At 52.2% G+C, this 21,359-nt stretch carries 19 protein-coding genes; 8 read left to right on the top strand and 11 right to left on the bottom strand.

Annotated elements, in window-relative coordinates; genetic code table 11:
• Together SJY21_RS15675 and SJY21_RS15670 are read right to left on the bottom strand one after the other, a co-directional pair.
• A complete protein-coding gene (locus SJY21_RS15675) occupies window positions 1–2,721 on the bottom strand; it encodes a class I SAM-dependent DNA methyltransferase (RefSeq protein ID WP_377512851.1) in 2,721 nt (906 codons plus the stop codon).
• Between the two features lie 27 nt (window positions 2,722–2,748).
• Complete coding sequence (locus SJY21_RS15670) at window positions 2,749–3,177, bottom strand: helix-turn-helix domain-containing protein (protein ID WP_377512849.1); 429 nt, start codon at window positions 3,175–3,177, stop codon at window positions 2,749–2,751.
• 131 nt (window positions 3,178–3,308) lie between these two features.
• Between SJY21_RS15670 and SJY21_RS15665 the strand changes: the two genes are divergently transcribed.
• The 5 genes from SJY21_RS15665 to SJY21_RS15645 all read left to right on the top strand — a co-directional run bounded on the left by SJY21_RS15665 (window position 3,309) and on the right by SJY21_RS15645 (window position 5,971).
• Window positions 3,309–3,557 carry a helix-turn-helix domain-containing protein gene (locus tag SJY21_RS15665; RefSeq protein ID WP_377512847.1) on the top strand — a complete coding sequence of 83 codons (249 nt, stop codon included), beginning with the start codon at window positions 3,309–3,311 and terminating at the stop codon, window positions 3,555–3,557.
• Window positions 3,558–3,560: 3 nt separating this feature from the next.
• Window positions 3,561–3,884: a hypothetical protein gene (locus tag SJY21_RS15660; protein WP_377512845.1), complete on the top strand. Its 324-nt coding sequence runs from the start codon at window positions 3,561–3,563 to the stop codon at window positions 3,882–3,884.
• A gap of 58 nt (window positions 3,885–3,942) precedes the next feature.
• The gene (locus SJY21_RS15655) at window positions 3,943–4,506 is read left to right on the top strand and encodes a hypothetical protein (protein ID WP_377512843.1); all 564 of its coding nucleotides are present in this window, start codon (window positions 3,943–3,945) and stop codon (window positions 4,504–4,506) included.
• An 88-nt stretch (window positions 4,507–4,594) separates the two neighbouring features.
• Window positions 4,595–5,380: a collagen-binding domain-containing protein gene (locus SJY21_RS15650; RefSeq protein WP_377512841.1), complete on the top strand. Its 786-nt coding sequence runs from the start codon at window positions 4,595–4,597 to the stop codon at window positions 5,378–5,380.
• 219 nt (window positions 5,381–5,599) lie between these two features.
• Window positions 5,600–5,971 carry a hypothetical protein gene (locus tag SJY21_RS15645; protein WP_377512839.1) on the top strand — a complete coding sequence of 124 codons (372 nt, stop codon included), beginning with the start codon at window positions 5,600–5,602 and terminating at the stop codon, window positions 5,969–5,971.
• An 876-nt stretch (window positions 5,972–6,847) separates the two neighbouring features.
• Here the strand turns inward: SJY21_RS15645 and SJY21_RS15640 are convergent.
• From SJY21_RS15640 to SJY21_RS15630, 3 genes are read right to left on the bottom strand one after another with little or no spacing between them, the layout of a single operon-like run.
• Window positions 6,848–8,413, bottom strand: coding sequence for a hypothetical protein (locus SJY21_RS15640; protein WP_377512837.1), 1,566 nt, complete (start codon window positions 8,411–8,413; stop codon window positions 6,848–6,850).
• Window positions 8,328–9,842: a hypothetical protein gene (locus SJY21_RS15635; protein ID WP_377512835.1), complete on the bottom strand. Its 1,515-nt coding sequence runs from the start codon at window positions 9,840–9,842 to the stop codon at window positions 8,328–8,330. The genes SJY21_RS15640 and SJY21_RS15635 overlap by 86 nt, the downstream gene beginning before the upstream one ends.
• Before the next feature lie 48 nt (window positions 9,843–9,890).
• On the bottom strand, window positions 9,891–10,559 hold the full coding sequence (locus SJY21_RS15630) for a hypothetical protein (RefSeq protein WP_377512833.1): 669 nt from the start codon (window positions 10,557–10,559) through the stop codon (window positions 9,891–9,893).
• A 135-nt stretch (window positions 10,560–10,694) separates the two neighbouring features.
• Between SJY21_RS15630 and SJY21_RS15625 the strand changes: the two genes are divergently transcribed.
• A complete protein-coding gene (locus SJY21_RS15625; protein ID WP_377512831.1) occupies window positions 10,695–10,844 on the top strand; it encodes a hypothetical protein in 150 nt (49 codons plus the stop codon).
• A gap of 30 nt (window positions 10,845–10,874) precedes the next feature.
• On the opposite strand, the gene SJY21_RS15620 is transcribed toward SJY21_RS15625, so the two are convergent.
• From SJY21_RS15620 to SJY21_RS15610, 3 genes are all read right to left on the bottom strand, one after another.
• Window positions 10,875–11,642, bottom strand: coding sequence for a DUF5131 family protein (locus SJY21_RS15620; protein WP_377512829.1), 768 nt, complete (start codon window positions 11,640–11,642; stop codon window positions 10,875–10,877).
• The gene (locus tag SJY21_RS15615) at window positions 11,635–12,300 is read right to left on the bottom strand and encodes a hypothetical protein (RefSeq protein ID WP_377512827.1); all 666 of its coding nucleotides are present in this window, start codon (window positions 12,298–12,300) and stop codon (window positions 11,635–11,637) included. Before SJY21_RS15615 ends, SJY21_RS15620 begins: the two co-directional genes overlap by 8 nt.
• A gap of 114 nt (window positions 12,301–12,414) precedes the next feature.
• On the bottom strand, window positions 12,415–13,443 hold the full coding sequence (locus SJY21_RS15610; RefSeq protein WP_377512825.1) for a hypothetical protein: 1,029 nt from the start codon (window positions 13,441–13,443) through the stop codon (window positions 12,415–12,417).
• Between the two features lie 368 nt (window positions 13,444–13,811).
• Between SJY21_RS15610 and SJY21_RS15605 the strand changes: the two genes are divergently transcribed.
• Together SJY21_RS15605 and SJY21_RS15600 are read left to right on the top strand one after the other, a co-directional pair.
• Window positions 13,812–14,384 (top strand): recombinase family protein, encoded by a 573-nt coding sequence (locus SJY21_RS15605; RefSeq protein WP_377512823.1) that lies wholly within the window; start codon window positions 13,812–13,814, stop codon window positions 14,382–14,384.
• Between the two features lie 185 nt (window positions 14,385–14,569).
• Complete coding sequence (locus tag SJY21_RS15600; protein ID WP_377512821.1) at window positions 14,570–17,332, top strand: UvrD-helicase domain-containing protein; 2,763 nt, start codon at window positions 14,570–14,572, stop codon at window positions 17,330–17,332.
• Window positions 17,333–17,510: 178 nt separating this feature from the next.
• Here SJY21_RS15600 and SJY21_RS15595 read toward each other — a convergent pair whose 3' ends face one another.
• From SJY21_RS15595 to SJY21_RS15585, 3 genes are all read right to left on the bottom strand, one after another.
• Window positions 17,511–19,103 carry a DUF3732 domain-containing protein gene (locus tag SJY21_RS15595; protein WP_377512819.1) on the bottom strand — a complete coding sequence of 531 codons (1,593 nt, stop codon included), beginning with the start codon at window positions 19,101–19,103 and terminating at the stop codon, window positions 17,511–17,513.
• 344 nt (window positions 19,104–19,447) lie between these two features.
• Window positions 19,448–19,939 (bottom strand): three component ABC system middle component, encoded by a 492-nt coding sequence (locus SJY21_RS15590; RefSeq protein ID WP_377512817.1) that lies wholly within the window; start codon window positions 19,937–19,939, stop codon window positions 19,448–19,450.
• On the bottom strand, window positions 19,936–21,141 hold the full coding sequence (locus SJY21_RS15585; protein ID WP_377512815.1) for an ABC-three component system protein: 1,206 nt from the start codon (window positions 21,139–21,141) through the stop codon (window positions 19,936–19,938). The genes SJY21_RS15590 and SJY21_RS15585 overlap by 4 nt, the downstream gene beginning before the upstream one ends.
• Window positions 21,142–21,359: the final 218 nt, after the last annotated feature.

Genomic DNA, 21,359 nt, shown 5'->3' with positions numbered 1-21,359 from the left:
CTAAGCTCCTTTACTCGGTAATTGTGTCGTCATCTTCGTATACATCTCGAACAGTTTTTCGAGGCGTTCGGTGTCATTGCGGAAGCGTCTGCCGATGTAGATGCGTTCGAGGGTTTCGTCGTTGCGGTCGTGGGCGTCGCGGAGGTTTTCGGGCATGGCGTCGGGTTTATAGAGGTCGGCGATGGTGGCGGGGAAATGCGCCTCGCGGGCCAGCAGGATGTCCTCGGCGCAGCGGGTCAGGTCGGCCTTGTTCTTTTCGGTGAGCTTGGGGACGGGGAAGGTGTTCCAGCCCATCGAGTTTGAGAAACGGATATCAGTTTTCATCTTTCCCGAAATGGTAAAATTCCAAGCAAACATGAGCTTTGACGATAAGGCAGCAAACTGCCAGACAGGAGCATCATACATCCCGAAGCCCGTCAGCGAGACCACTATTTCACTATTGAAAAGCCCAATAGGAGTGTATTCGCGAGTTTCAGAAGAAAGTCCTGGCACAAAAATAGTGTGTGAGTTCGAAGACTTCATTTCTCGAAACTGATGGCTCCGTTGAACCATTGAACGAAGGCCCTTGTCATTGCTTGACAACCTATAGTTCCTGACGGCTTGAATACGTTCCTTAATTGGGGGAATCTGCAAAGCTTCACTCAGTTGATCATCCTTTATCCAAACACAAAAACGATCAACTCCCTTCATAAACTCTTGGGAACCGCAAAGCTTACGAAGGAAACGCTTGGAACTTGGATACGACGAAACCATCTCAGATGCTTCTGTCGCATCTAAGATTAAGCTGCCGTTGTCGGCGGCTTTGTTGCCGTAGTCCATTAAAGATAGACTTGCAGAAATAGGTTTGCTTCGACTGACGACATTTACGTCTGCTCCGCCAGAAAGATAGCGGTTGATCGACGCGACCTCAGTCACGTGATCTTCATCAAATATTAGCTTGGGCGTTCTGGGTAAATTTTCCAGCGAGACAATCACACAAATCACAGCAGCTTTATTTGCCGCGTTGTTTGACCATTTGAATGAGCGATGTGCAAATCCAATCTCAAGGTTTCTTTGAAGTAATGACGGCCATAAGATTTGTGCTTGTTGACCTTGGCAAATTGAGTTTGTTGCAACGAAAGCGCATCGACCTTGAGTGAATTGGAGGTAGTGCGCTCCTTTTGCGAACCAGCCTGCAACAAAGTCGAGTGACTTCCATTTTTTGATATGACCATCCAAGACATACGCCATGTCGGATTTTTGCTGCGCATCTTGGTTTCTAGTACCCAGATAAGGCGGGTTCCCGCAGATATAGGTCTCGCCCCCCTCATTCTTGAAATCAATCGCGGCTTGCTCCAACGGGGTGTCGAACAGATCATCCGAGGTCAGCTTCACCCCCTTGCCCGTGGGCGGGCACACGTCCAGCCAATCCAGCCGCAGGGCGTTGCCTTGGGTGATCCAGTTCCGCGCATCCAGCGGCAGGAAGGTGTCCCGTGCCACCTTGGGCCCACGGTAGAGCACGTCGCATTGATACTCCGCGATGATCAGGGCCAGACGGGCGATCTCGGCCGAGAAATCCCGCAATTCGATCCCACGGAAGTTCTGGATCGAGATGCCGGAGGCGCGGTCATCCTCGCCCCGCCGTTTGTTGATCTCGAACTCGATCTCGCGCATCTGTTTGTAGGCGATGACCAGAAAGTTGCCCGACCCGCAGGCAGGGTCAAAGACGCGGATGTTGGACATGCGTTTGCGTAGGTTCAGCAGCTTTTGCGGGCTGCCTTCCGCACGGTCCAGGTGATCGCGCAGATCATCAAGGAAGAGCGGATTCAGCACCTTCAGGATGTTGGGCACCGAAGTGTAGTGCATCCCCAGCTTGGAGCGTTCCTCCTCATCCGCGACGGCCTGGATCATGGAGCCGAAGATGTCGGGGTTGATCTGATCCCACGGTAGCCCGCCGATCTGGATCAGGTAGCGTTGAGCTATGAGGGAAAAGTGGGGGACTTCCTTGGAGCCTGAGAACAGCCCGCCGTTCACATAGGGGAACTGGTTGGCCCAGTTGGGCAGGTTGGCGGTGGCACGGTCCTTGATGGGCGTGTCCATGGCACGGAACAACTCGCCAATGACCTCGTGGGTGTTGGACCCGTCGCGCTTGGCGAAGGTGTTGACGGTGCTGGTGAACAGGTTCTCGCCCACCAGGATGTCCGTATCCTCGGCGAAGAACAGAAAGATCAGCCGTGCCATGAAGTGGTTCATGTCGTGGCGGCGTTCAGCGGTGCCCCATTCGGGGTTGTCCGACCGCAGGGTGACGTAAAGCTTGTTGAGCCGCAGGGTGGCCCGCACGTCGAACTCCGACTCAGACAGTTGCTTGGTTTTGGACAGGCCAGCGAGGGGCCAGAAGAACACGAAGTGGTTGGGCAGATCGGTGTAGGTGCAGGCGATCACGTCGCCTGTGTGGAGGTCCTCCGCCTCGATCTGCTGGCCGTCCGTGGCCATGACAAAGCGGACCTTATTGCGTTTGGTCTGGGTGGCCTTGCTGTCCTTTAGGGCGGTCAGGGTTTCGGGGACGTCGCCTGGGGCGCAGGTCTTGATGTGAATGCTACCCGCCTGAAGGACGCCGTCCATGTCCGACTTGTTCGAGGTGCCTTTGCGCAGTTTCTTGGAGCGTGTGGCTGAGTTGTCGAAGCATTCGAGGAAGGCAAAGGGGAACTCTGCTGCGTTCGTAGGGTTGGTCGGCCAGATCATCGATGGCCTGTTCGATCTCAACTGCATTCATCGCTTTTTGCCCGACTGCTTGAACAGAAGCGCCACGAGGTCGTGGTAGCGGGAAGGATCAAAGGACGCCCCTGTTTCCCAGGCGATTGCGGTTTCCTGTTTGAAGATCGTCACCACCACATCTTTGACCTGGCTAGGCTTTGGGCGTGGCTTCGCATTGGCCAAGGATGTTTCGACAAACTCGATCACCATGCCCAATCGGTCGAGGTCGGTCTCAGACATGCTGCGCACCACAGAGCCATCCAGCAAAGCACTCGGCGAAACACCGTAAGCGGAGGCCAGGTCCACTAACCGCTGTGAGGTTACCCCTGTATCGCCAGCCTCGATGCGGCTGATGGTGCTCTGAGTAAGGCTTAGCTTTTCTGCTGCCGCCTCCATCGTCAGACCAGCACCCACACGCGCTTCTTTGAGTTTCTTGTGCAGCATATCGCGGCCTTCTTTGCTTCCACGCAATATCCATCATGCACGAAATGCATGGGGTGATACAGGTGCGAAATGTCATTTGTTGGCCTCCCAGATATTGCGAATCGTGCATAATATGCATATTAAGCATATCAATGAGGCTTGATGAATATCTGACCACCAACGGCATTTCGGGAACGGCTTTCGCAGAGCGCATCGGCGTGAACGCGGCCACCGTTTATCGGATCAAGACAGGTCGTGTGTTCCCACACCGATCAACTTTGGCTGCGATTGTTGAGGCAACGCAGGGAGCAGTGACCGCCAATGATCTCATTGCCACTGCCGTCAGCGGGTCGGGGACAGAGAGCAAGCCCGCCAACAATGACCTTTCGAAGGGAGACTAGAACTTGCCGAGACCTCAACCACAATCCAACCCCATCACGAGTTTGATCTGGGTCGTCGTCTTTGCTGGCGCTGGCTTCTTTGGCTACCAGACGTTCTTCCCATCGGATCGGGGCCAAGTGCGGTCCTGCATCACCTCCATGATGGAGTTGTCACGGGGCCAGGTCGGCTACGGCGAATTGCAAAGGAAATTGCGCGATCTGGATGCTGGACAGACTATCGAGGTGACCGACGAGAACCGTCGCAGCTTTGGTGATAGCACCCTGGTGACCATCGAATACCGTGTGGACGGTCGCTCCAGCCGCGTGATGTGCAGTAGCTGGTGGTAAGCTTGTTGAAGACAGAGGTGACGGGCCTGGCTGGCAGCGGAATAGGAGGTAGAGCCCTTTGACCTTTGGCAACTATGTCTTCGCAGCCATCCTCATTGGGCTTCCGCTGATCATGGCCTACTCGCTGCTGTTTGGGGGCCCGCTTGGTGCTGCTGCAACCCGAAGCACCAGCACAGGTCCGATATCTATGGAAGACGAGGCAGGTCTTTCGAAGTTCCATTTCTCAGAGAATGGTTTCCGTTATGATGGGTCACGTTCGGATATCCTGGCAGGGAACCTGACACGGAAGAGAATCCAGTACAATTCATCTACCGACACCTATGTCCAGAAGACCCTTGTGATGGGTGATCGACTGACTGGTATGCTGTTTCTGGTTACCCTGGAGCGTATCAACAGCCTGTCGGTGACCACACACAAGCCATCACGTGTGATCAAGGCCCGCCCCATCTACAATCGACCTGATCTCTTCGACGTGCTTTCACAGTTAAACCGCATGGAAAAGCTTGAGGAGATCGAATCCAAAAACCCCGTCTTCCCAGACGCTGTCGCACGGGATCAGGACCTGATGTTGGCCAGCCATGGTTCTAACGCAGAGACCTCGCAACCCGATATTCGTGGGTAAGGCCGCGTCAATGGTTCATCCCAGTGACGGTGCACAAATCGCATCGGTTCTAGACAGAAGCTCTGTTGCAACAGGAAGGATCGTCACAATGTGGAAGAACCAATCTTACAGGAAAGTCCTCTTTGGCGTCCTTGCTGTTTGGGCATTCTGCGGCAGTGTCTCAGCACAAAGCATCGATGGCCTATATCAGCCTGCTGGCTCCAACTGGTCCTGCTCACCCGATCAGATCGGCGTGGACGGCGGGGCTTTGGCGATCCAGGGCGATATCTTCAACGGCGTCGAGAACCGATGCGATCTGACATCGCCCGTTCGGATTGGTGACGGCACCCGTTACACGGCGATTTGTTCGGCTGAGGGAAGCACCTACCGCGAACAGATGACCATTACACCCACGGTGGATGGTGTGAGGATAACCAGGGCTGGCGGCACCGCCATGTGGGACCGTTGTGAGCCGCTCCAGGAGCCGTCGGTTGCATCAACACCCACCAACGGACGATGGACCTTAGGTGGTGGCCAGGGCAATTATGAAAGCGGCACAAGGGATGCCAATGGCAATTCGATCACATTCACTTGCGATGATCTTGGTGCGAATGGTGGCCTCTTTATTGAACTCAATGGTCAACCAGTTGCTGGTGGCCAAGTCGTCATCAATGTCGATGGAACAGACTTTGCCACGACGGCATGGACAGAGGGTGGTCGGATCAACACAGAATGCACCGTCTGTGGCCAGACCTACACCGCGCTTTGGGCTGCGGCAGCGGCGGGCAACCTGATGACCATCACTGCCTCGGATGGCCGCTCTGCTGCATTCAGCTTGATCGGATCGAGGGACGCCCTGGGTGATGTGGCCTGTCAGCCTGACGACGGTTTTTGATGGGTGCGAATAAGCTGCGTCACAACCATGAACCAGTCCTGTCTTCGAAGGCCAAACAGGCGATCTTTGAGCGGCTGCTACAGCGTCAGCACATCCGACGACAGTTGGGCATTAGACCGCTGAATATAACGGCCCTCTACTGGCGGAAGGTTCAGAACGCCCAACGTTCAGACTCGTCCAATTGATAAATACGGATGACCCAAAACGAGGAGCGCCATCATGGGCAGAGTGAACGGACCAAAGATTCGAGACGACCTTCCAGACGAGCTTGAGCAGTTCCTGGAGGAGATGGCCGATCAGGACGTTCTGCGCTTCCTGAGAGCCCTGCCGATGATCGGGGCGAACGATGACGAGCCTCTTCGGATGTCGGACCTGATTTATGAAATGCGACTGTGGCCATATGTGGTCAAAGCTTGGAGCACTGCTGATGGATCACCTGGTGTCCCAGGTCGCGTCGCCATGATCAGCAAGGTCATGCGGGATGCGGAAGAGGCTCTTGAGGCTGATAGCAACCTGAAACGACGCATCCCAAGAGTCATCAACCTCACGAGCTTCCTTGCCGCTTACGAGGATGGCATGGTCTTCGCCTGAGAACTGATCTACCGCAACAATGACCGATCAAAGTCCAAAGTCTGAAATGCTACGATATGTTTCAAAACCTGAGCTCGTCGAATAACAATCATTCTTCAAAAATAGTTCGCGCAGTCTGATTTCTTGGGACGGTTCGAGCGGGCGAAACTGCTCTAACTACCCCTTGTTCTATAAATAGTCTGGATGGTGCCCAGATGTCAGCTTGGTCCATCCTGTCAACGTCGATGCAAGAACAGTCATGAGGCACATGAGCCCTCTTTCACGCCATTGTTTGAAGGTCCGCGCTTCACGCAGTGCGAAAAAACTTCCTTCAATGAAAAGGATTGTCGATGCAATCTATCCACTGGTTTCGTTGTTACTCCAGACATCCAAAAGCAATGCTCCCTCACACCGATAGCGAAGAACTGGGTCAGCGATCTGATCAATATGCTTAAAGTTGCCCTTGCCGCCGACGATACTGTGATACCTGGAGGAGATCGACAAGGCTTCACCTGATACGTAGTCAAGTTCGTCGAAGTGTTCAGGTGACGGGCATTCGTTAGGAGATTAGATGATCATGACGGGTTCCCATGTCTTTGCTCACAAGTATTTCGAGATGGCGTTGCTGACATGGCTGACATGTGTTCGAGACGCCTCCTGATGAGATTGGGGGGGGGCGGAAAAAGTCGGATGCTAATAGTATATTAATTAGGGCTCGACTTATTGCCACCTAAGGCTGTCATACGGGGGGTTCTGGCGGGCCAACGGCCCGTCAGTATGCCCATGAAGAACAAATATCTGTTTACATTTGACGGTGAAAACCTGGGCTGCTGTTGCAGCCCTGGTTACAAGCAGTGGCATTGAGGTTTGCTTGCAAACCTCCAAAGCTACGGGTCGTTAAATTTTGACCATATAGGCTGGATATCGGCCTTGCTGAAAGGTGGCAATTCCGCCCAGATTCCTCAGGAGGCGTGGGGCGATATAGACATCATGCTGATAGGGTTGCAGTTGATTTCCCCGCAGCCCCCGATTTCGACCCGCAGCCTGATTGTAGCGATCCAGGTAGGATGCCTTGATGGTATCCGCGATCCCATATTTCTGGCCAATGACGTTTAGTTCCATGTATTCGACTTCGCCGATGTAGGTCAGAACAGACGCGAGGTCCTTGTCGCTGAGGTTATTACTCCCTCTTGCACGGGCATGTGACATGACCTGAGGGCCTGATGCCATATCACTAATGATAAGATCGGTCTGCTGATTGGGATCAGTGAGAATATCAGTCACCAGATCGTCGATTTTCTTCTTGTTGGCACGTGTCTCGACTTTCAACCGAACGTGGTCACGGGGAAAGAAGGCATCGCCATCCCATCGCACCACCCGTCCACGACGCGGAGAAGATTGCGCAAAGATCGCCGCAGCAACGTCAGCGGGCAGCGTTTCAGTTGTGGTGAACACCACACGTGCTTTCAGCTTGGACCACCACGTCTGGTCGCGCACATAGACCGCACGACCGTGTGCGGCGCGATAGAGAGCGTCAGGTTTGTTTGCCACACCGAACGGCATGGCATGAAAGTCTACATGGACGATATCATCATGCCCGAAGTTCAGGTCAGCCACCTCATTAATACGGTGGAACCCGATCTCCGACATGTCGTCACAGGCGAGGATGAGAAACTCACTCAGGCGTTGCGATTGTTTGATATTTGCCCAGTTATCGTTGCACCTGGCGCTGACAGTTTTTTTGAACTGATTTGCCAGGCGGACTTCATCATCATGTGCGAGATGCACGAAGTCCTTCAAAGACAATTCGTCATGAATGATCCTGTATGCCTTGAACTCGGTTGCCAGCGCGATCCAAGTGTCTGCGTTGGTCAAAGCTGCTGGTGTGAACGAAGGGTTCAGCCATGCCTTCGACTTTGAGACCTGATTATATCCTTGAGCCAGATCGTGAACGGTGAACACAAGCACACTCGTAACGTCAACGAAGCCATTGATCTGAACTCCGACATTTTTTGTGAAGTGCCAAGCTTGGTCCTTGAGTGCCGTGACCGCTGCAAATGCGGTTGGCTGAAACTTCATAACCGCTTCGACTTGTGACTCACATCCCATGGTCAAGGCATCCGTGAGGCTAATGAAGTCGATGTCCACATCGGCGCAATACCTTCGATAGGTCTCAGAAAATGACCTGATCAACAGTGGTGCAGGCGGTTCGATTGTTGGACTTGTGGTGATGGTATGCTGATACCAATGAAGGTAGTCCTCATACTGTTCTTCGGCCTGGGCATAGGACTTGCAAGCCACGATCTGATGACCATGCTGCGGCCTATTCAAGCCGCGACCTTCGAAGAAGTTCTCGATCTGATCTTCCATCCGAAATTCACCAGCTTGGCGGATCAAAGAGGTGGACTTGCCAGCACCTTCTGCACTGACAATGACCGACAAGGTTGATGTCTGGGACAGCAACCAGAACTCCTTGTGACATCCCAGTTCGAATGCCACCGATGGTCTGTGACGATCCAGTGCGGGCGAATGCGTTCATCCAAGGAAGGCTGGGCCGCAGCTTGGGTCCCGTGTTTTGGTGTGCACCTTTGGCATTCGCAAGCTCTGCGGACAAATCGCTGAGCATGTCGTTCAAGGTCTGTTGACCAGGGAAATACTTGAATGACTGTCCCTCTGGTGTGTCCTTGCCCAAATACCGCATGGAGCAATATTCCCCATAAGCGATACTTGATGGTCTGGCATCGGTCGGAGTGTTAAAGAAACGTGCTCCGATACCGTTGGCGTCATGGAACAACTCTGCGGGTTTGGGGTATTCAGTGCCCCACTCGAAAGCCAGATACTCCGTCAGCTTCGCAAGCAGATCGGGATCGACGAAGACCTGCGTGTCGCATGTTGGCTTCTTGCTTCGCTTCCGCTGAGGCGGCAAGGCATTTGCATCAGCCGCGCACAGCAACATGCCTGAAGCAGTCTTGGATGAAGTTCGCAAAACTGACTCGTCAAGAACCACCTGAGGGATTTGGTCACCCTCCCAAAAGCCGCGTTCGTCGTTCGCTTGTGCTGTCCTGATCCCCCATGGTGTGCGACGCTTCTGAGACAGGGTTGCCATGGTTGGATCGAACTCAGCATCGATGTTGCATTGCTCGTGGATAACCTCCTGTAGGCGCTTCCAGGTTGTCGTATAGTAGTCCCAGATTGCACCAGGGTTGATATCACCTCGCCAATAGCTGCGCAGCTTTGCTTCGGGCGATTTGCCTTGGCGTGAGGCGATGGCACAGATCGCACTCTTTGACATATGGGATGTGTCGAAGATGACATTGATATGAACAGACTTGCTGCCCGACCAGATGACGCAATATCCGCGATAGTCTTTGAACTGCGACTTTAGGTAGAGGTCCAGCTTATCGATCTCACTCAGACCGTTGGCATCCTGGCACCAGACCCAGTCAAACTGCTCTTGCAATGCGCCAGCTTCGTCGCTGTCCCATTCAAATGTGAACGTCCAGAATTGACCGATAGACGCCCGTGCACTCGGCTTCTCCCACTTGTTTGCCCACTGTCTACTGAACCTTCGATAGAGTGGGCCGAAGGCTGGAATGCGCAGAGTGTTACTGAACAACGGATAGCGCCCCTGGTCCAAGGTTCCTGCAAGCTGCGCGTAACGTGCGACCTCGCTGTGCTTGTGAGAGAACGTGTCACCAGGTGTGCGATGAAGCGGGATATGCTGGTCGAGTTCGTGCACCATAATGTTTGGAACAATAACGTCAGACCAAAAGCGATTGTGCTTTGGCATTTGAAGTGTGCGCTGGACCAGCTTCTTTCGGTAGCTGCTAGATATGTCCGACAAAACACCATCGCGTTGGAGGGGTTCGGCAAGGTCTTCCAGCGTTTTCATGATACTTCCAGTCTTTGTTTACTCTTTGCTTGGATCACGCATGATCGCTTAGCGGAACGGCGTAACCCAAATGTTCTCAAGCATTGACGGATCGACGATTACCTCGAACTCGTCGCGATCATTAACTGCCAAGAGAACATTGCATTTGTGACACTCAGCCGAGACAATCACGGGGCTTGGGTTGCGGATGCTGCGATGTCCGAATGCGAAGCTCTCGGCGACATTTCGATCTGTCGTCCAACTGACCCCATCAACCCTGCTTTCATCGCAGCCGCGATACACAGTAAAGCGATGACCAAGTGACGACATCCATGCCTTTTCATCGTCAACAAGATGGGACCAGAAGTGTTCTGAACTACTGAGATTTTTCAGTTCATAGAGAACTGTCCCGCCATATTGGTAGGTGTCGTCGGTCGAACTCCAGTGCTCCTTGAAGAACCCCACTTTATCAGCGTCGCTTCCATCAAGGCGCTTTAGAACGCCCAGCATATGCCAAATCCGATCTTGACTGGAGTGTCCCACACTAAACAGAGCGTCGCTGGCTTCTGTTGGGCGGATCAAATCCGTCTGATCAACCAGCAGGCCAATTAGTCTTACAACTTCAAATGGTGACTCCGTCTCACTGAAGTGTTGCTCAAAGTCATGGATTAGATAGGCGGAGCCCGACGCTTGGTTGCTAGTGACGCGATCGAACAGAGAAACGGGTCCAATAGTCATTGAAAATCCTCCTGGATTGATTTCAGTTGAGTGTATTTAGCTGACAAGCCTGTCGGGCTTGTCAGAGTTGGTCTGCACAGCACATGTCAGCCAGAATTTCCCTGCCGCCCCTAAATAGGAGAGAAGGAGAAATTCATGTCACAAGATCGCAAAACAATCCGAAACATTGACCCTGATGTACTGCTGGAAGCGAAGGTATACGCACTTCAAAACGGCATCACGCTGGGAGACTTGATCAACCGCAGCTTGGAATTTTTCATGCAGGAAGCGGAGTTTGATGAGTAGCGATGCGACCCGATGACCCTCCGCCATGCCTTAGGCAGGCTCCAGCAATGGACTGGGATACTCGTCGTGCACGACACCATCCAGTGCGCGGCCTTTGGCATGGATGACCCGTTGATTTGCGCCTTCCCATTGCTTGAACAGGAAAGGCACCTCAGCCGCCGCACACTGATCACGCAATGAGCGGAACCAGTCAGGGTTCACAGGACGATAGTTCGCCCCGCTTTCACCGCCTGTGATCACCCAGTTGATCTTATTGATGAACCGCGTCAGATCGACATCACCCATCAAAGGCTCCATGCTCAGGAAGCGCACCGTAGCTGGGATCGCGGTCAGCGACGCCAGCCTGTCCGCTTCTTTCTGGCTCTCGACTGTCGCCCCAAGCCAGACGTTGTGATACCCAGTGCCCCAATCCGAAGGCAGATACCTCAGGATGTTCTGCGGACGTTTGGTCAGCATAAGCCAATCCAGGTCAGGACATTTGCGGATCAAAGACCACAAATCCTCCTGCCACTCAGGGAGGATCGATTTATGATTGTCGAACACATCCGCCAAAGACGCACAGAAGACACGATACCGTTCACCTGTTGCCTTAGCCGCCTTTTGCCAGCGCAGGGGCTTTGACCAGTCCTTAGTGCGGGTGCGCTCTGCGTGTGGTCCCCACCTGGATGGCAACCCGTGCATTCCGCGTTTGTCCCAAGCTTCCGCGTAGCAAAAGTCACAGGCGGCGCTAACCTTGGTGCATCCAATCCACGGATTGAAGGTATGGTGCGTCCATTGGATTCCTGAGTGCTCAGCCATTGTTCAACCCCTCGGCTTTAAGGGAGTTAAGTTTCGGTGGCATGGCGTTTGGGAGCACGTTGATGAAGCGGGCCTCGTCGTCACAAATGGCTCGTGCAAAACTTGGGAGCACCGAATAGTCGATCAAAGACCCGAAGTGCCTTGAGATGAGCCGCTGAATAGCGCGACTATCCACCTCGATCCGCACCGCTTCCCCCAACTTAATTGGCAGCTCTTTTTGGAAGAATTCTTCCAACTCTTCAAAAAAAGTATGCCCCAAGGTAGCATGAATACTTCCGCCAGTCTGTGCAATACCGCTGTCGACGAACTCTGCTTTATAGGCAGTCCAAATTGCCTCCAAACGAGCCTCAAAGTTCTTCATGATATCGCTTCCCAAGCCCTCCGCAAAAGCGTCACAATGGTCCGCCAGGGTTGAAAGCAAAACTGCTGTGAAATCGCTTTTCATTGAAGCGATAGCTTCACCGATGCTATCCTCAAGGCATTCAGGTCCAGCATCCAAAGAAAGCTCATCACTGGCGGCGTAGAGCATTTTTTTACCCCAATAAGTGGAAGGTCTTTCCTTGAGATGATCGATTGCAGTTGGGTTCTGCCTCAACAGATAGTGCAGGAGTTGGTCGCGTTGTTCATAAGTGAGATCGTCGATTGGTACAGAGTGCATGGATTTTCCTTTCCATATGCAAATGAACGTTCAGAGGTTTGAACGACCGCTTGATTGCGATGTGGAAAGGTATAGCGGGATCACGATGTCAGCGGGATGCGGGAGTAAAGTGGGTCAGAACTTAAGCTCTTCTAAAATATCAATAATTTTTGACATCTGCCTGCCGCGCAAGGAGGTTTTAAGGTGCTTTGTAAGGCAAGGCGTCTCGACTCTAAGCCGAAGGTCAGCAATAGTTTTGAATTGATCCAGGGAATTATCAAGGTGGTGGACGGGGGCATCGAGGATGTCGGTAATCTCGACGAACTTCACCAGAAACTTGGCAAAGGCAAAGTCGTATTTGGCCTTACGGTGAGTGAGTGTTCTTCCATATTGATCTTTGTCAGCGCCTTCCGATCTATCATAAATTCTCGGGCGGCGTTTTTTTTGGTCAAAATCTTCAAAGCACTCCGCCAGAAGAACCGTCAATGCTGTGCGTACGTAGACCCTCGGCCTGCCATCCCCCTTGCGGGCCTGGTATTGCTGAATGTAATTTGCGAATGCGGAGTGCACGCGACCTTGCTCCCGATGCAAGCGGTCCGCATCTAGAATAGCTGTCCAAATATTCACATCCCATAGCGCAGGTTCGACGTCCCAAGGATCGTCATCTTCATCAACGTGAAATTCGTTGACGATCCACATCACATCACGGCAGTGGGCGGCAAGGTCTGCACTTATCAGCCGTTTTGTTTTATAGGGCAACGTTAGTGCGTTTGGGTATCCTTTAAATTTTCGTTGGAGGTTTTTGCTGAGTTCCGAAAGTCGCAGCGAGAAGTCTACAGTTTGCGTTAGAGCACGAAGAAAGGCTTCAATGAGGCTTAGGCGCTCTAACTCTTTGATATATCGTAGATGCGGATCACGACTTAGCTCCTCAATACCCAAGAGTTCCAACAATGGTACGAACTTCATCAAGTGCTGTTCGTCCAATGGGACATGATCTTCTAATTGGCCTATCCGCCCAGCTTGTTTGAGCCGACTTTGCTCGTTCAAGTGTCGATCAAAGTCGTCTTTAATCAACAAAAGACCAAAGTCATAAAGCAGTCTTGCAAACGCAGATCGGTCCTCGCGCCCTCTCGAACCTTTTTGCATAATCAGCTTTTCTCTCAACAAGTTGCGCTTTGAGGCATAGGGTAAGGAGCTAGGCTGTGACAAGTGCGGTTAGCAATTGCCACCTTGCATGCAAACCGACATTTGCTGCGGCTAGTGCATCGCCTTTGCTTGACAGGGCCATCAAGCCGTTCGCGTCAGATCGGCCCACCTCACACCCGCAGGAAGCCACAAGGCCATTTCCGTCGCGGCTATCAATCCCCGAACTGGCAATTCGCTTAGGCATCCTAAACGAACGAAGTGTCCGAATTGTGTATACTCGCAACGGTCGCCACAAGAGTTGCTCAAAGTGTCCCATCAGACTTTACGAATCACTTATCGGACAGTACGTATTTGTCGGATAGTCATATGGGACAGGAGGTGCATGAATGGGAGAACTTATCGGATACGGTCGGGTCAGTTCACGATCTCAGTCACTAGACATTCAGATCGACGCTTTGACGAACGCAGGTGTCAGCCGTGAACATCTTTACCTGGAGAAGGCTTCGGGCCGTAAACGTGAAGGCCGTTCTGCACTGGAAGAACTTCTTAGCCGTGGTATCCGCAAAGGCGATACCGTCGTTTGCACCCGACTAGATCGGTTGGCTCGTTCCACACGTGACTTGTTGCAGATCACCGAGACCTTGGAGCAGAAGGGGGTGGACCTGAAGGTGTTGGAACAGCCCATCGACACTTCGTCACCCGCTGGACGATTGTTCTTCACTATCCTGGGGGCCTTTGGTGAGTTTGAGGCCAGCATCCGTGCAGAACGGCAGCGTGAGGGGATCGATGCTGCTTTGGCCAAGGGGAGCGACAGCCCGTTCAAAGGTCGACCACCGTCAATAGATCATCGGCAAGTCCAAGCACTGCGTGACGAAGGGCTTACGCCTACACAAATTAGAAAGCGGCTGGGAATAGCCCGATCATCAGTTTATCGATTGATGAAAACCAGATCACAGTAGCTGATCCAAGTGCTACGGAAACCAGAATGAATGTCTGAGGTATTTGTTTGAAGAGGATTGAGGCCAGACCATTCCTGGGGCTCCTCACAAACCCATTTGGTATTCACCCCCGCAGCATTGAGTTTGATAGGGATGAGTTGCGGGTAGCTGCTCGGCGGCTTCGAACTATCCCAATTGCAAATCTCTTGACGGCACCCGCTGTCACCAAAGGTTACATTGGCAGCACGATAGAACTTTCATTTGATGACGGAACGACTGCCGCGCTTCGGGGTGCCAGGCATCGCGATGCGTGGTTATTCGGGGAAACCATCAATGCCGAGTGGACCTCCTACAACAATGGACGGTTCGAAGCCGAACGCTTTACCGTTGACGCTATCCTAGGGTGTCTGGCCGAATTGGCAGAACCATCGCGCTATCCCTCGGCGTGTCATCTGTCATCAAGCCTCGAAAAGGCACGGACTCTGGATGATCGACTGTTGTCGAAACTGTCGAAAGATGCGGTTGGCAGTGAAGTTTTCCGTCAGATTCAAACGATTCAAGGGTTCGTGCAAAACGCGGTTGCCATGCGGGAACGCGCAATCAACACGTTTGAGGCACAACAACTGCCAAAGTGGGAAGCATTCTTTGACACGTTTGAAAGCAACCCACTGACGCCAGAACAGCGCACATCGATCATCGCTGACGAAGACGCCACTCTCGTACTGGCAGGTGCAGGGTCAGGCAAGACAAGTGTCATCACCGCTAAAGCTGGATACCTGATCAAATCGGGGATCAGGCAGCCTGAAGAAATTCTACTCCTAGCCTTTGCGAGGGACGCTGCAAAGGAAATGTCTGAGCGGATCGAAGAACGCTGTGGCGAGCCACTGGAAGCCCGCACGTTTCACTCGCTGGCCTATGACATCATCGGGATCGTGGAGGGAAGCAAGCCCGCCTTGGCTGCCCATGCAACAGACGACAAAGCGTTCATGGCGCTGATCAGGGACATCCTCCGCGATCTGGTCCACACGGTAGCCGCTGTGTCCAAATCGATCATTGGATGGTTCTCGTATGCCCGCCTGGAAGGCAAGACCGAGTGGGATTTCAAGAAAAAACACGACTACTACACCTACATCGAAAAAGTAGACCTCCGCACCCTACAGGGCGAACAGGTCAAAAGCTTCGAAGAGTTGATGATTGCCAACTGGCTGTTCGAGAACGGGATCGAATACGAATATGAACCCGACTATGAACATAAGGTGTCAGAAGGCGGGTACCGCGATTACTGTCCAGATTTCCGCCTCACGAACAGTGGTGTTTATATCGAACATTTTGGTGTGCGACGGACCAAAAAGAATGATGGCACCTATCATCTGACCACCGCCCCCTTCGTTGATCGTGACGAATACTTGGAGGGCATGACCTGGAAGCGTGAAGTTCACGACGAACACGACACAACTTTGATTGAGACGTTCAGCTATGAGCGTGAAGAAGGTCGTCTGCTTGCAGCTTTGGCGGAGAAGATCGCACCGTTTGAGACGCCTAGTCCAAGATCACGAGAAGCCCTGTTCGATCTCGTCGTAGAGATGAATCAAGCTGATAGCTTTGTGCAGCTTATCGGGACGTTCCTTCGTCATTATAAGGGGGGCGGATACCAGTTGTCAGAGTGTGCTGACAAAGCAGGCAGGATGAAACTGGGCAAACGGGCCAATGCATTCTTGTCCATCTTTGAGCCGCTCTACGCCGAGTATCAGAAACGGTTGGATGGCCGTATCGATTTCGAAGACATGATCCTACGGGCGTCCGACTATGTGGAACGCGGAACTTATCGCAGCCCATTCAAGCACATCTTGGTGGATGAGTTTCAGGACATTTCCCGAAGCCGTGGTCGCTTGGTCAAGGCGCTGAAAGCACAGCACGATGATGCGAGGGTTTTCGCTGTAGGTGACGACTGGCAATCCATCTACCGTTTTGCGGGCTCAGACATCAATCTGATGCGTAGTTTCGGTAAGGAGTTTGGCGGTGTCTTTAGTGGGCGATCTGATGTCCATCGTGTCGTCGATCTTGGCAGGACCTTTCGGTCGGTGGACCAGATCGCAAATGCAGCAAAGAAGTTTGTTCTTCAGAACCCTGCCCAACTTGACAAAATCGTCATCTCTGCGGGAACCACCGATGCTCCAGCCCTGAAGGTGGTATCCACGTTCCGCCATGACGCCGATGACAAACTCAAACAGGTCTTGCATTCGCTACATGAAGGCGCTGCATCGGCGAGCAAAAGGGGGTCTGTGCTGCTTCTGGGGCGATACAGGTATCTGGCACCATCCAACCTCCCTCAGTTGCGCCGAGAGTTCCCCCAACTCGACATATCATTCAGGACGATCCACTCATCCAAGGGGCTAGAAGCGGACCACGTGATCCTGCTCAATCTCTATCGAGGCCGAACAGGGTTCCCATCTGAAATCGTCGATGATCCACTGCTCAGTCTGGTTTCGCCCGACGCCGAACCGTTCGAGAACGCAGAAGAGCGACGTGTGATGTATGTCGCCCTGACCCGCGCCCGTCATACGGTCACGCTAATGGGGTCGGCTTCCAAGCAATCAGCCTTTGTCACTGAGTTGTTGGACGATCCTGAATACGGTGTCGTTGGCAGTGGCGCATCGGAACAGGCGAACCACACTTGTGGAGAATGCGGCGGCCATCTTGTGGCTTTTCCAACCAAGGACGGTCGCACCTGGTACAGATGTGAACATGCCGACCTATGTGGGTTTTCACTGAATGCTTGCTCGAACTGCGGGAGCGGCTTGCCCGAAGAGCGGGACAAGTCTGGACTAAAGACTTGCAAATGTGGTGCGGAGTACCAAAGCTGTCCAGAATGCGAAAACGGTTGGCTGGTCGAACGACGAGGGCGATATGGTCGTTTCTTGGGGTGCGTGAGCTACCCTCGGTGTAAGGGAAAGACGAAGGTTCCATGATTGGTAGAGCACAAGGTTTGGCCCACCGCTGACACAGTTTTAGAACCCTTATACCGACAAGCACGTACTAAAATCGTGACCCCATAGCGGTCTCTTGGGACCCACTTGTGCAATGAGACTCTGACAGTTTCACAACTGCGATCTCCAGGTCATGAAGACGTTTGAACCCAAAGTAATTCTAGTCCCTTTGCGGCCAATCCTCGGGAATGAGCTTTATCCCGCTTTCACCAGTCCATCGCTCTATCGTAGCGTCTACATATCTTTTATCGTTTTCGATGAATGCATGTTCGATAAGAAGAACTTGAAGTCCCTGAGACTTTGCTGTCTCTGCAAAAATAAAATCTACCACCTGTGTTAATGCCCGTCTTTCTTCGTCCTTGCCTCTCTCCTCTATGGGGCGTTCATCATCAGAATCTGATGGGAAATAGGGTCTACTAATCTGGTCAATGACCAATAGCCCTGGCACTGGCGAACTTGCATAAGCGAAATGGCGATGAAGACCAAAGTACAGCGCAAGGTGGATGCTCTGATAGTTTTGATCAGAACCAACGGATGCGAGTGAAATTCGTCTTCGTTCTTCAGGCTCAATTACATGCACATCGGCTTGTGCATTGAACTGTAGTCGGGCCATTGCAAGTGGCTCGGTAGACGGAAGAGCGCCAACCATTTCAGTGGAGTAGTTTGATACCATGTTTGTCGCGTCAGCCAGACTGTCGAGGAGGGCCTGAGGATCAACGAGGTCTCGCAGTCTTTCAATTCTGTCCCGCATTCCCTTCAGGTCTACAACTTCTGACTTGAAGTCTTCTGTCGTAGTTTCAAGAAACTGAATGATGCGCCCCTTTGTCAAAGCCCTGGCCTGGGCACGGTCTTTCGCTCCCCTTAGTGCTTCGTTCTGCTGGATGATTGCGCGAATTTGGGCTTCGATCTCCCTAAGGTCTCGGTAAGCAGACGTTACTCTACCTTCCGCTACTTCAAGTTGGTTCATAAGCTCAGGGGCCGCTTGTTGTATGGCTGCCACTTCTGACGAAATCTGGGACAGCGCATTACCAATGCTTTGAGCCAGTTTTCCGCCCAAGTCTGTTTCTTGATCACAGACTGGGCATGTGTCTGCTGAAAGATTTAGGTGGCTCACGATATCCAGTTTCGCTTTTTGCCCCACCACGGCTTGGTCAAACCCTTTTGCGTCGCGAGTTAGTGCCTTGAGAGCGTCGCGTTCTGACCTCAGGTTTTGAATTGATGAGAGCGTCTCGCGTCGTTGGCTTTCAAGGATAGATAGCTCATCTGCACCAACGCTTGTGATCGCCTCCACATCAATACTAGACACCGCAGTCAACGCGCTGAGCATATCCGTTTCAGAAAAATCCTCGAAGTCTTCTTCGGCCATTCCTATGTTCTTGGCTTGTGCTAGGAGGCTCATCGCACGGTCCGTTACCAATGAACGGGCCTTTTCCTGACCCTTAGCCTGACGCTCCAGACGCTTAAGTTCGTTTTCTAATTTGCGGAGTTCCCTTTGTGCCTGAACTGTTCTTTGGTTCACCGCTCCAAGAAAGAATGGAAGAGTAGCCCGTACATCTCGCGCTTTATTCGGATTGTTGAGGTCGTGCAGTGTTGTTTCGCTACTGATGATCACATCGGCATTGAGGAAAAGATATGGAGTGACATGCCGAACAGTGGCGCGGCCAACAGTATATTTTTCTTCGGTATCTGCATCCTCTAAGTCTACGATCCCGAACGCACGTTCGATATGCTTCTTAGCCTCTGAGATCGGCACAGGGCCCTCCAGAAGCCGATGAGAACTGGGCAAGCTGAGATTTAGGCCAGTCCGAAAAAACATCTGCCCTGTGCCGACACCGCTATCTGGCACCTCCCGCCCAACAATCATATCAACGTCGCCACGCCGCCAATGCAGGGCGACAGCTAACGACCTTCGACGAACGTAGTGCGCCAGATTACAACTCTTTGACCCAAGGCAGTAATCGATGGTTTCCAAAACTGCCGATTTACCAGTTCCTGAACGCCCAGATAGGATTGAAACGTCATCAGGTCGGAGCGTAAGTGTTCGCCTGCGATCTCCAACGCCATAGAACGCAATTTCGATTATGTTCCAACGCTCACTCACGGGTTGACCTCCAAGGCAGAATACACGGCAGCGGGTGAACCCGCCTTCCCAAGCCACGTACCTAGGCGTTCGACACGACCCGCTACCGCTTTGGGGCCATCAGGCAATGACGTTTTTAGGCTTTCGGGTGGCCCCTTCGCTTCACCCAGTTCAAGATAGCCCTCCTCGGTTACTTTAATAAGCCTACTGAGTATTGCAGCCTTCAGACCATCTGCGATGACCCTCTGACTGGCAATGATGTTTTGGTTAAGACCAATCCGAACTTCAGGAAATCGACTAAGCCATGCCAGAAGCCCAGTGCGTGAGTTTGTTGAGTCAAAAGTTGACCCAAGTCTTCCTGACATACCTATGGGTATAGCGACGTAAACCAAGCTTATGTGAGGATATCCCTTTGCTGCGACATCGTACTTTTTTACAAACCTATGGATAAGGTAAGCGACAAATGCTGGGTTAGCCTCGGCATAGATATCATAAGTTTCGCCAATCATTCGAATCCTAGCCGTTTCTTGTAGTCAGGATGCCACCCAACTTTGCCTGAAATCGAAAGGGTCTGATACGAACCTCGAATATAGAACGGTGGCAGGGTATAATGATCGATACTGCCAACTTCCACGACGCTACATTTCAGGGCCCACGTGAGAACATCATGACCACTTACTTTCATGCTGGCTTCACTCTCTAAATCAGATTGCTCTTGGGCAATATCGTGTTCGGCCTCCCACTCTAGAACCAGTGTCTCATCATAAGTCGTCAATCGATCCCGCTTGGACGGCGACTCATTAGCCCACTCTGCCCGTTGGCTACGAGCCTGCCATTCTAGTTGCCGTGCCCTATTGGTTGTCTTTGACGATGCACCCACCAGTTCACACTGCCGTGCCAACATTTGATCTGTCGCATATACGGGTGGCGGCCTTTTAGACGAATAAGTTTCAAAGAACTGATCTTGCTCTAGCATTGAATGTAATTGCGAAAGCTCAGACAAAACTTCGGATCGTCCTACGAACTTAGGACGTGAGCCTAACATCGATCTTAGCATCTGAGAGTCCCACCACTGAAGAATACGCTCCGAAAGCTTATTTCGGTGACTTACTGGATACTGTGTAAGTGTCTTAGCAAGCTCTGTTTCTTGATCATGTGCAGTGGCAGTGTTTGCTCGAAGCGTGATCCGTGAAAGCAGAGCCGCGCGTTCGTCGTTCGCCAGATCAAGCCACGCTTCTATCCCTAAGGCTCTGTCTTGATGAGGAGGTTTAGCCTTCGTAACTTTTGCTGCCTCGATTTTTGACAGCACACGGCTGGCCTCCTCATCAAGAGCTTTGATGAGCGCGGTGCGGTCAGAACCATCCTGCTCCAGCGCCAACAATGGCGAACCTTCTTGTACAGACGTGGTGCAGATGAAAACAAATCTCACAGCGTCAAGATCAACTTTAGACACCAAGCCACACCAAATTCGTAAAGTCGTCCAAAGCTCTTTCGACTTAAGTGTAATTGGCGCGGGATTTGGTTTGATCGAGTGCTTGACTTGCTCAATGAGAGTCTGGCCGTCTAGATTCAGTTGAATATCGTCTAGAGCTTCTACCGCCACTGCTGCCTCGTCATCATTTGTGCCGAACAGCTCGAAAAGAGCTTGCCGCTGCTGGAACTGAAATGCGATTGCAACCGCCGAAGCATCATGATTTTGCAGGGAACCCATCTGACCTACTCCAAATTCAGTTGTCCAGGCCCGTGGATACACGGGAATTTCTGGACGGTACGGGCGTTCAGGTAATTAACCGTCTGCCTGCTTATTATGATGCACTCAAAATTGACTAATCTACAACATGTAGTGTTGCATGATATGCAAAGCGGACAAAGTTGTTTTGGACTTAGCTTTAGGAAAACAGTCCAAGACCTTTGTCAGGTAGTGTTACC

It is taken from the genome of Octadecabacter sp. R77987, assembly GCF_042466115.1.
In the GTDB taxonomy this organism is placed as follows: Bacteria; Pseudomonadota; Alphaproteobacteria; order Rhodobacterales; family Rhodobacteraceae; genus SW4.
The sequence above is the reverse complement of the archived record's forward strand: the minus strand, read 5'-3'. Positions and strand labels throughout refer to the sequence as shown.

Excerpts from the sequence above, each read along its gene's own strand:
- SJY21_RS15615 (WP_377512827.1), bottom strand. The coding sequence starts at position 12,300 with ATGCACTCTGTACCAATCGACGATCTCACTTATGAACAACGCGACCAA.
- SJY21_RS15590 (WP_377512817.1), bottom strand. The coding sequence starts at position 19,939 with ATGATTGGCGAAACTTATGATATCTATGCCGAGGCTAACCCAGCATTT.
- SJY21_RS15645 (WP_377512839.1), top strand. The coding sequence starts at position 5,600 with ATGGGCAGAGTGAACGGACCAAAGATTCGAGACGACCTTCCAGACGAG.
- SJY21_RS15635 (WP_377512835.1), bottom strand. The coding sequence starts at position 9,842 with ATGAAAACGCTGGAAGACCTTGCCGAACCCCTCCAACGCGATGGTGTT.
- SJY21_RS15675 (WP_377512851.1), bottom strand. The coding sequence starts at position 2,721 with ATGATCTGGCCGACCAACCCTACGAACGCAGCAGAGTTCCCCTTTGCC.
- SJY21_RS15630 (WP_377512833.1), bottom strand. The coding sequence starts at position 10,559 with ATGACTATTGGACCCGTTTCTCTGTTCGATCGCGTCACTAGCAACCAA.
- SJY21_RS15670 (WP_377512849.1), bottom strand. The coding sequence starts at position 3,177 with ATGCTGCACAAGAAACTCAAAGAAGCGCGTGTGGGTGCTGGTCTGACG.
- SJY21_RS15665 (WP_377512847.1), top strand. The coding sequence starts at position 3,309 with ATGAGGCTTGATGAATATCTGACCACCAACGGCATTTCGGGAACGGCT.
- SJY21_RS15605 (WP_377512823.1), top strand. The coding sequence starts at position 13,812 with ATGGGAGAACTTATCGGATACGGTCGGGTCAGTTCACGATCTCAGTCA.
- SJY21_RS15625 (WP_377512831.1), top strand. The coding sequence starts at position 10,695 with ATGTCACAAGATCGCAAAACAATCCGAAACATTGACCCTGATGTACTG.
- SJY21_RS15620 (WP_377512829.1), bottom strand. The coding sequence starts at position 11,642 with ATGGCTGAGCACTCAGGAATCCAATGGACGCACCATACCTTCAATCCG.
- SJY21_RS15585 (WP_377512815.1), bottom strand. The coding sequence starts at position 21,141 with ATGGGTTCCCTGCAAAATCATGATGCTTCGGCGGTTGCAATCGCATTT.
- SJY21_RS15650 (WP_377512841.1), top strand. The coding sequence starts at position 4,595 with ATGTGGAAGAACCAATCTTACAGGAAAGTCCTCTTTGGCGTCCTTGCT.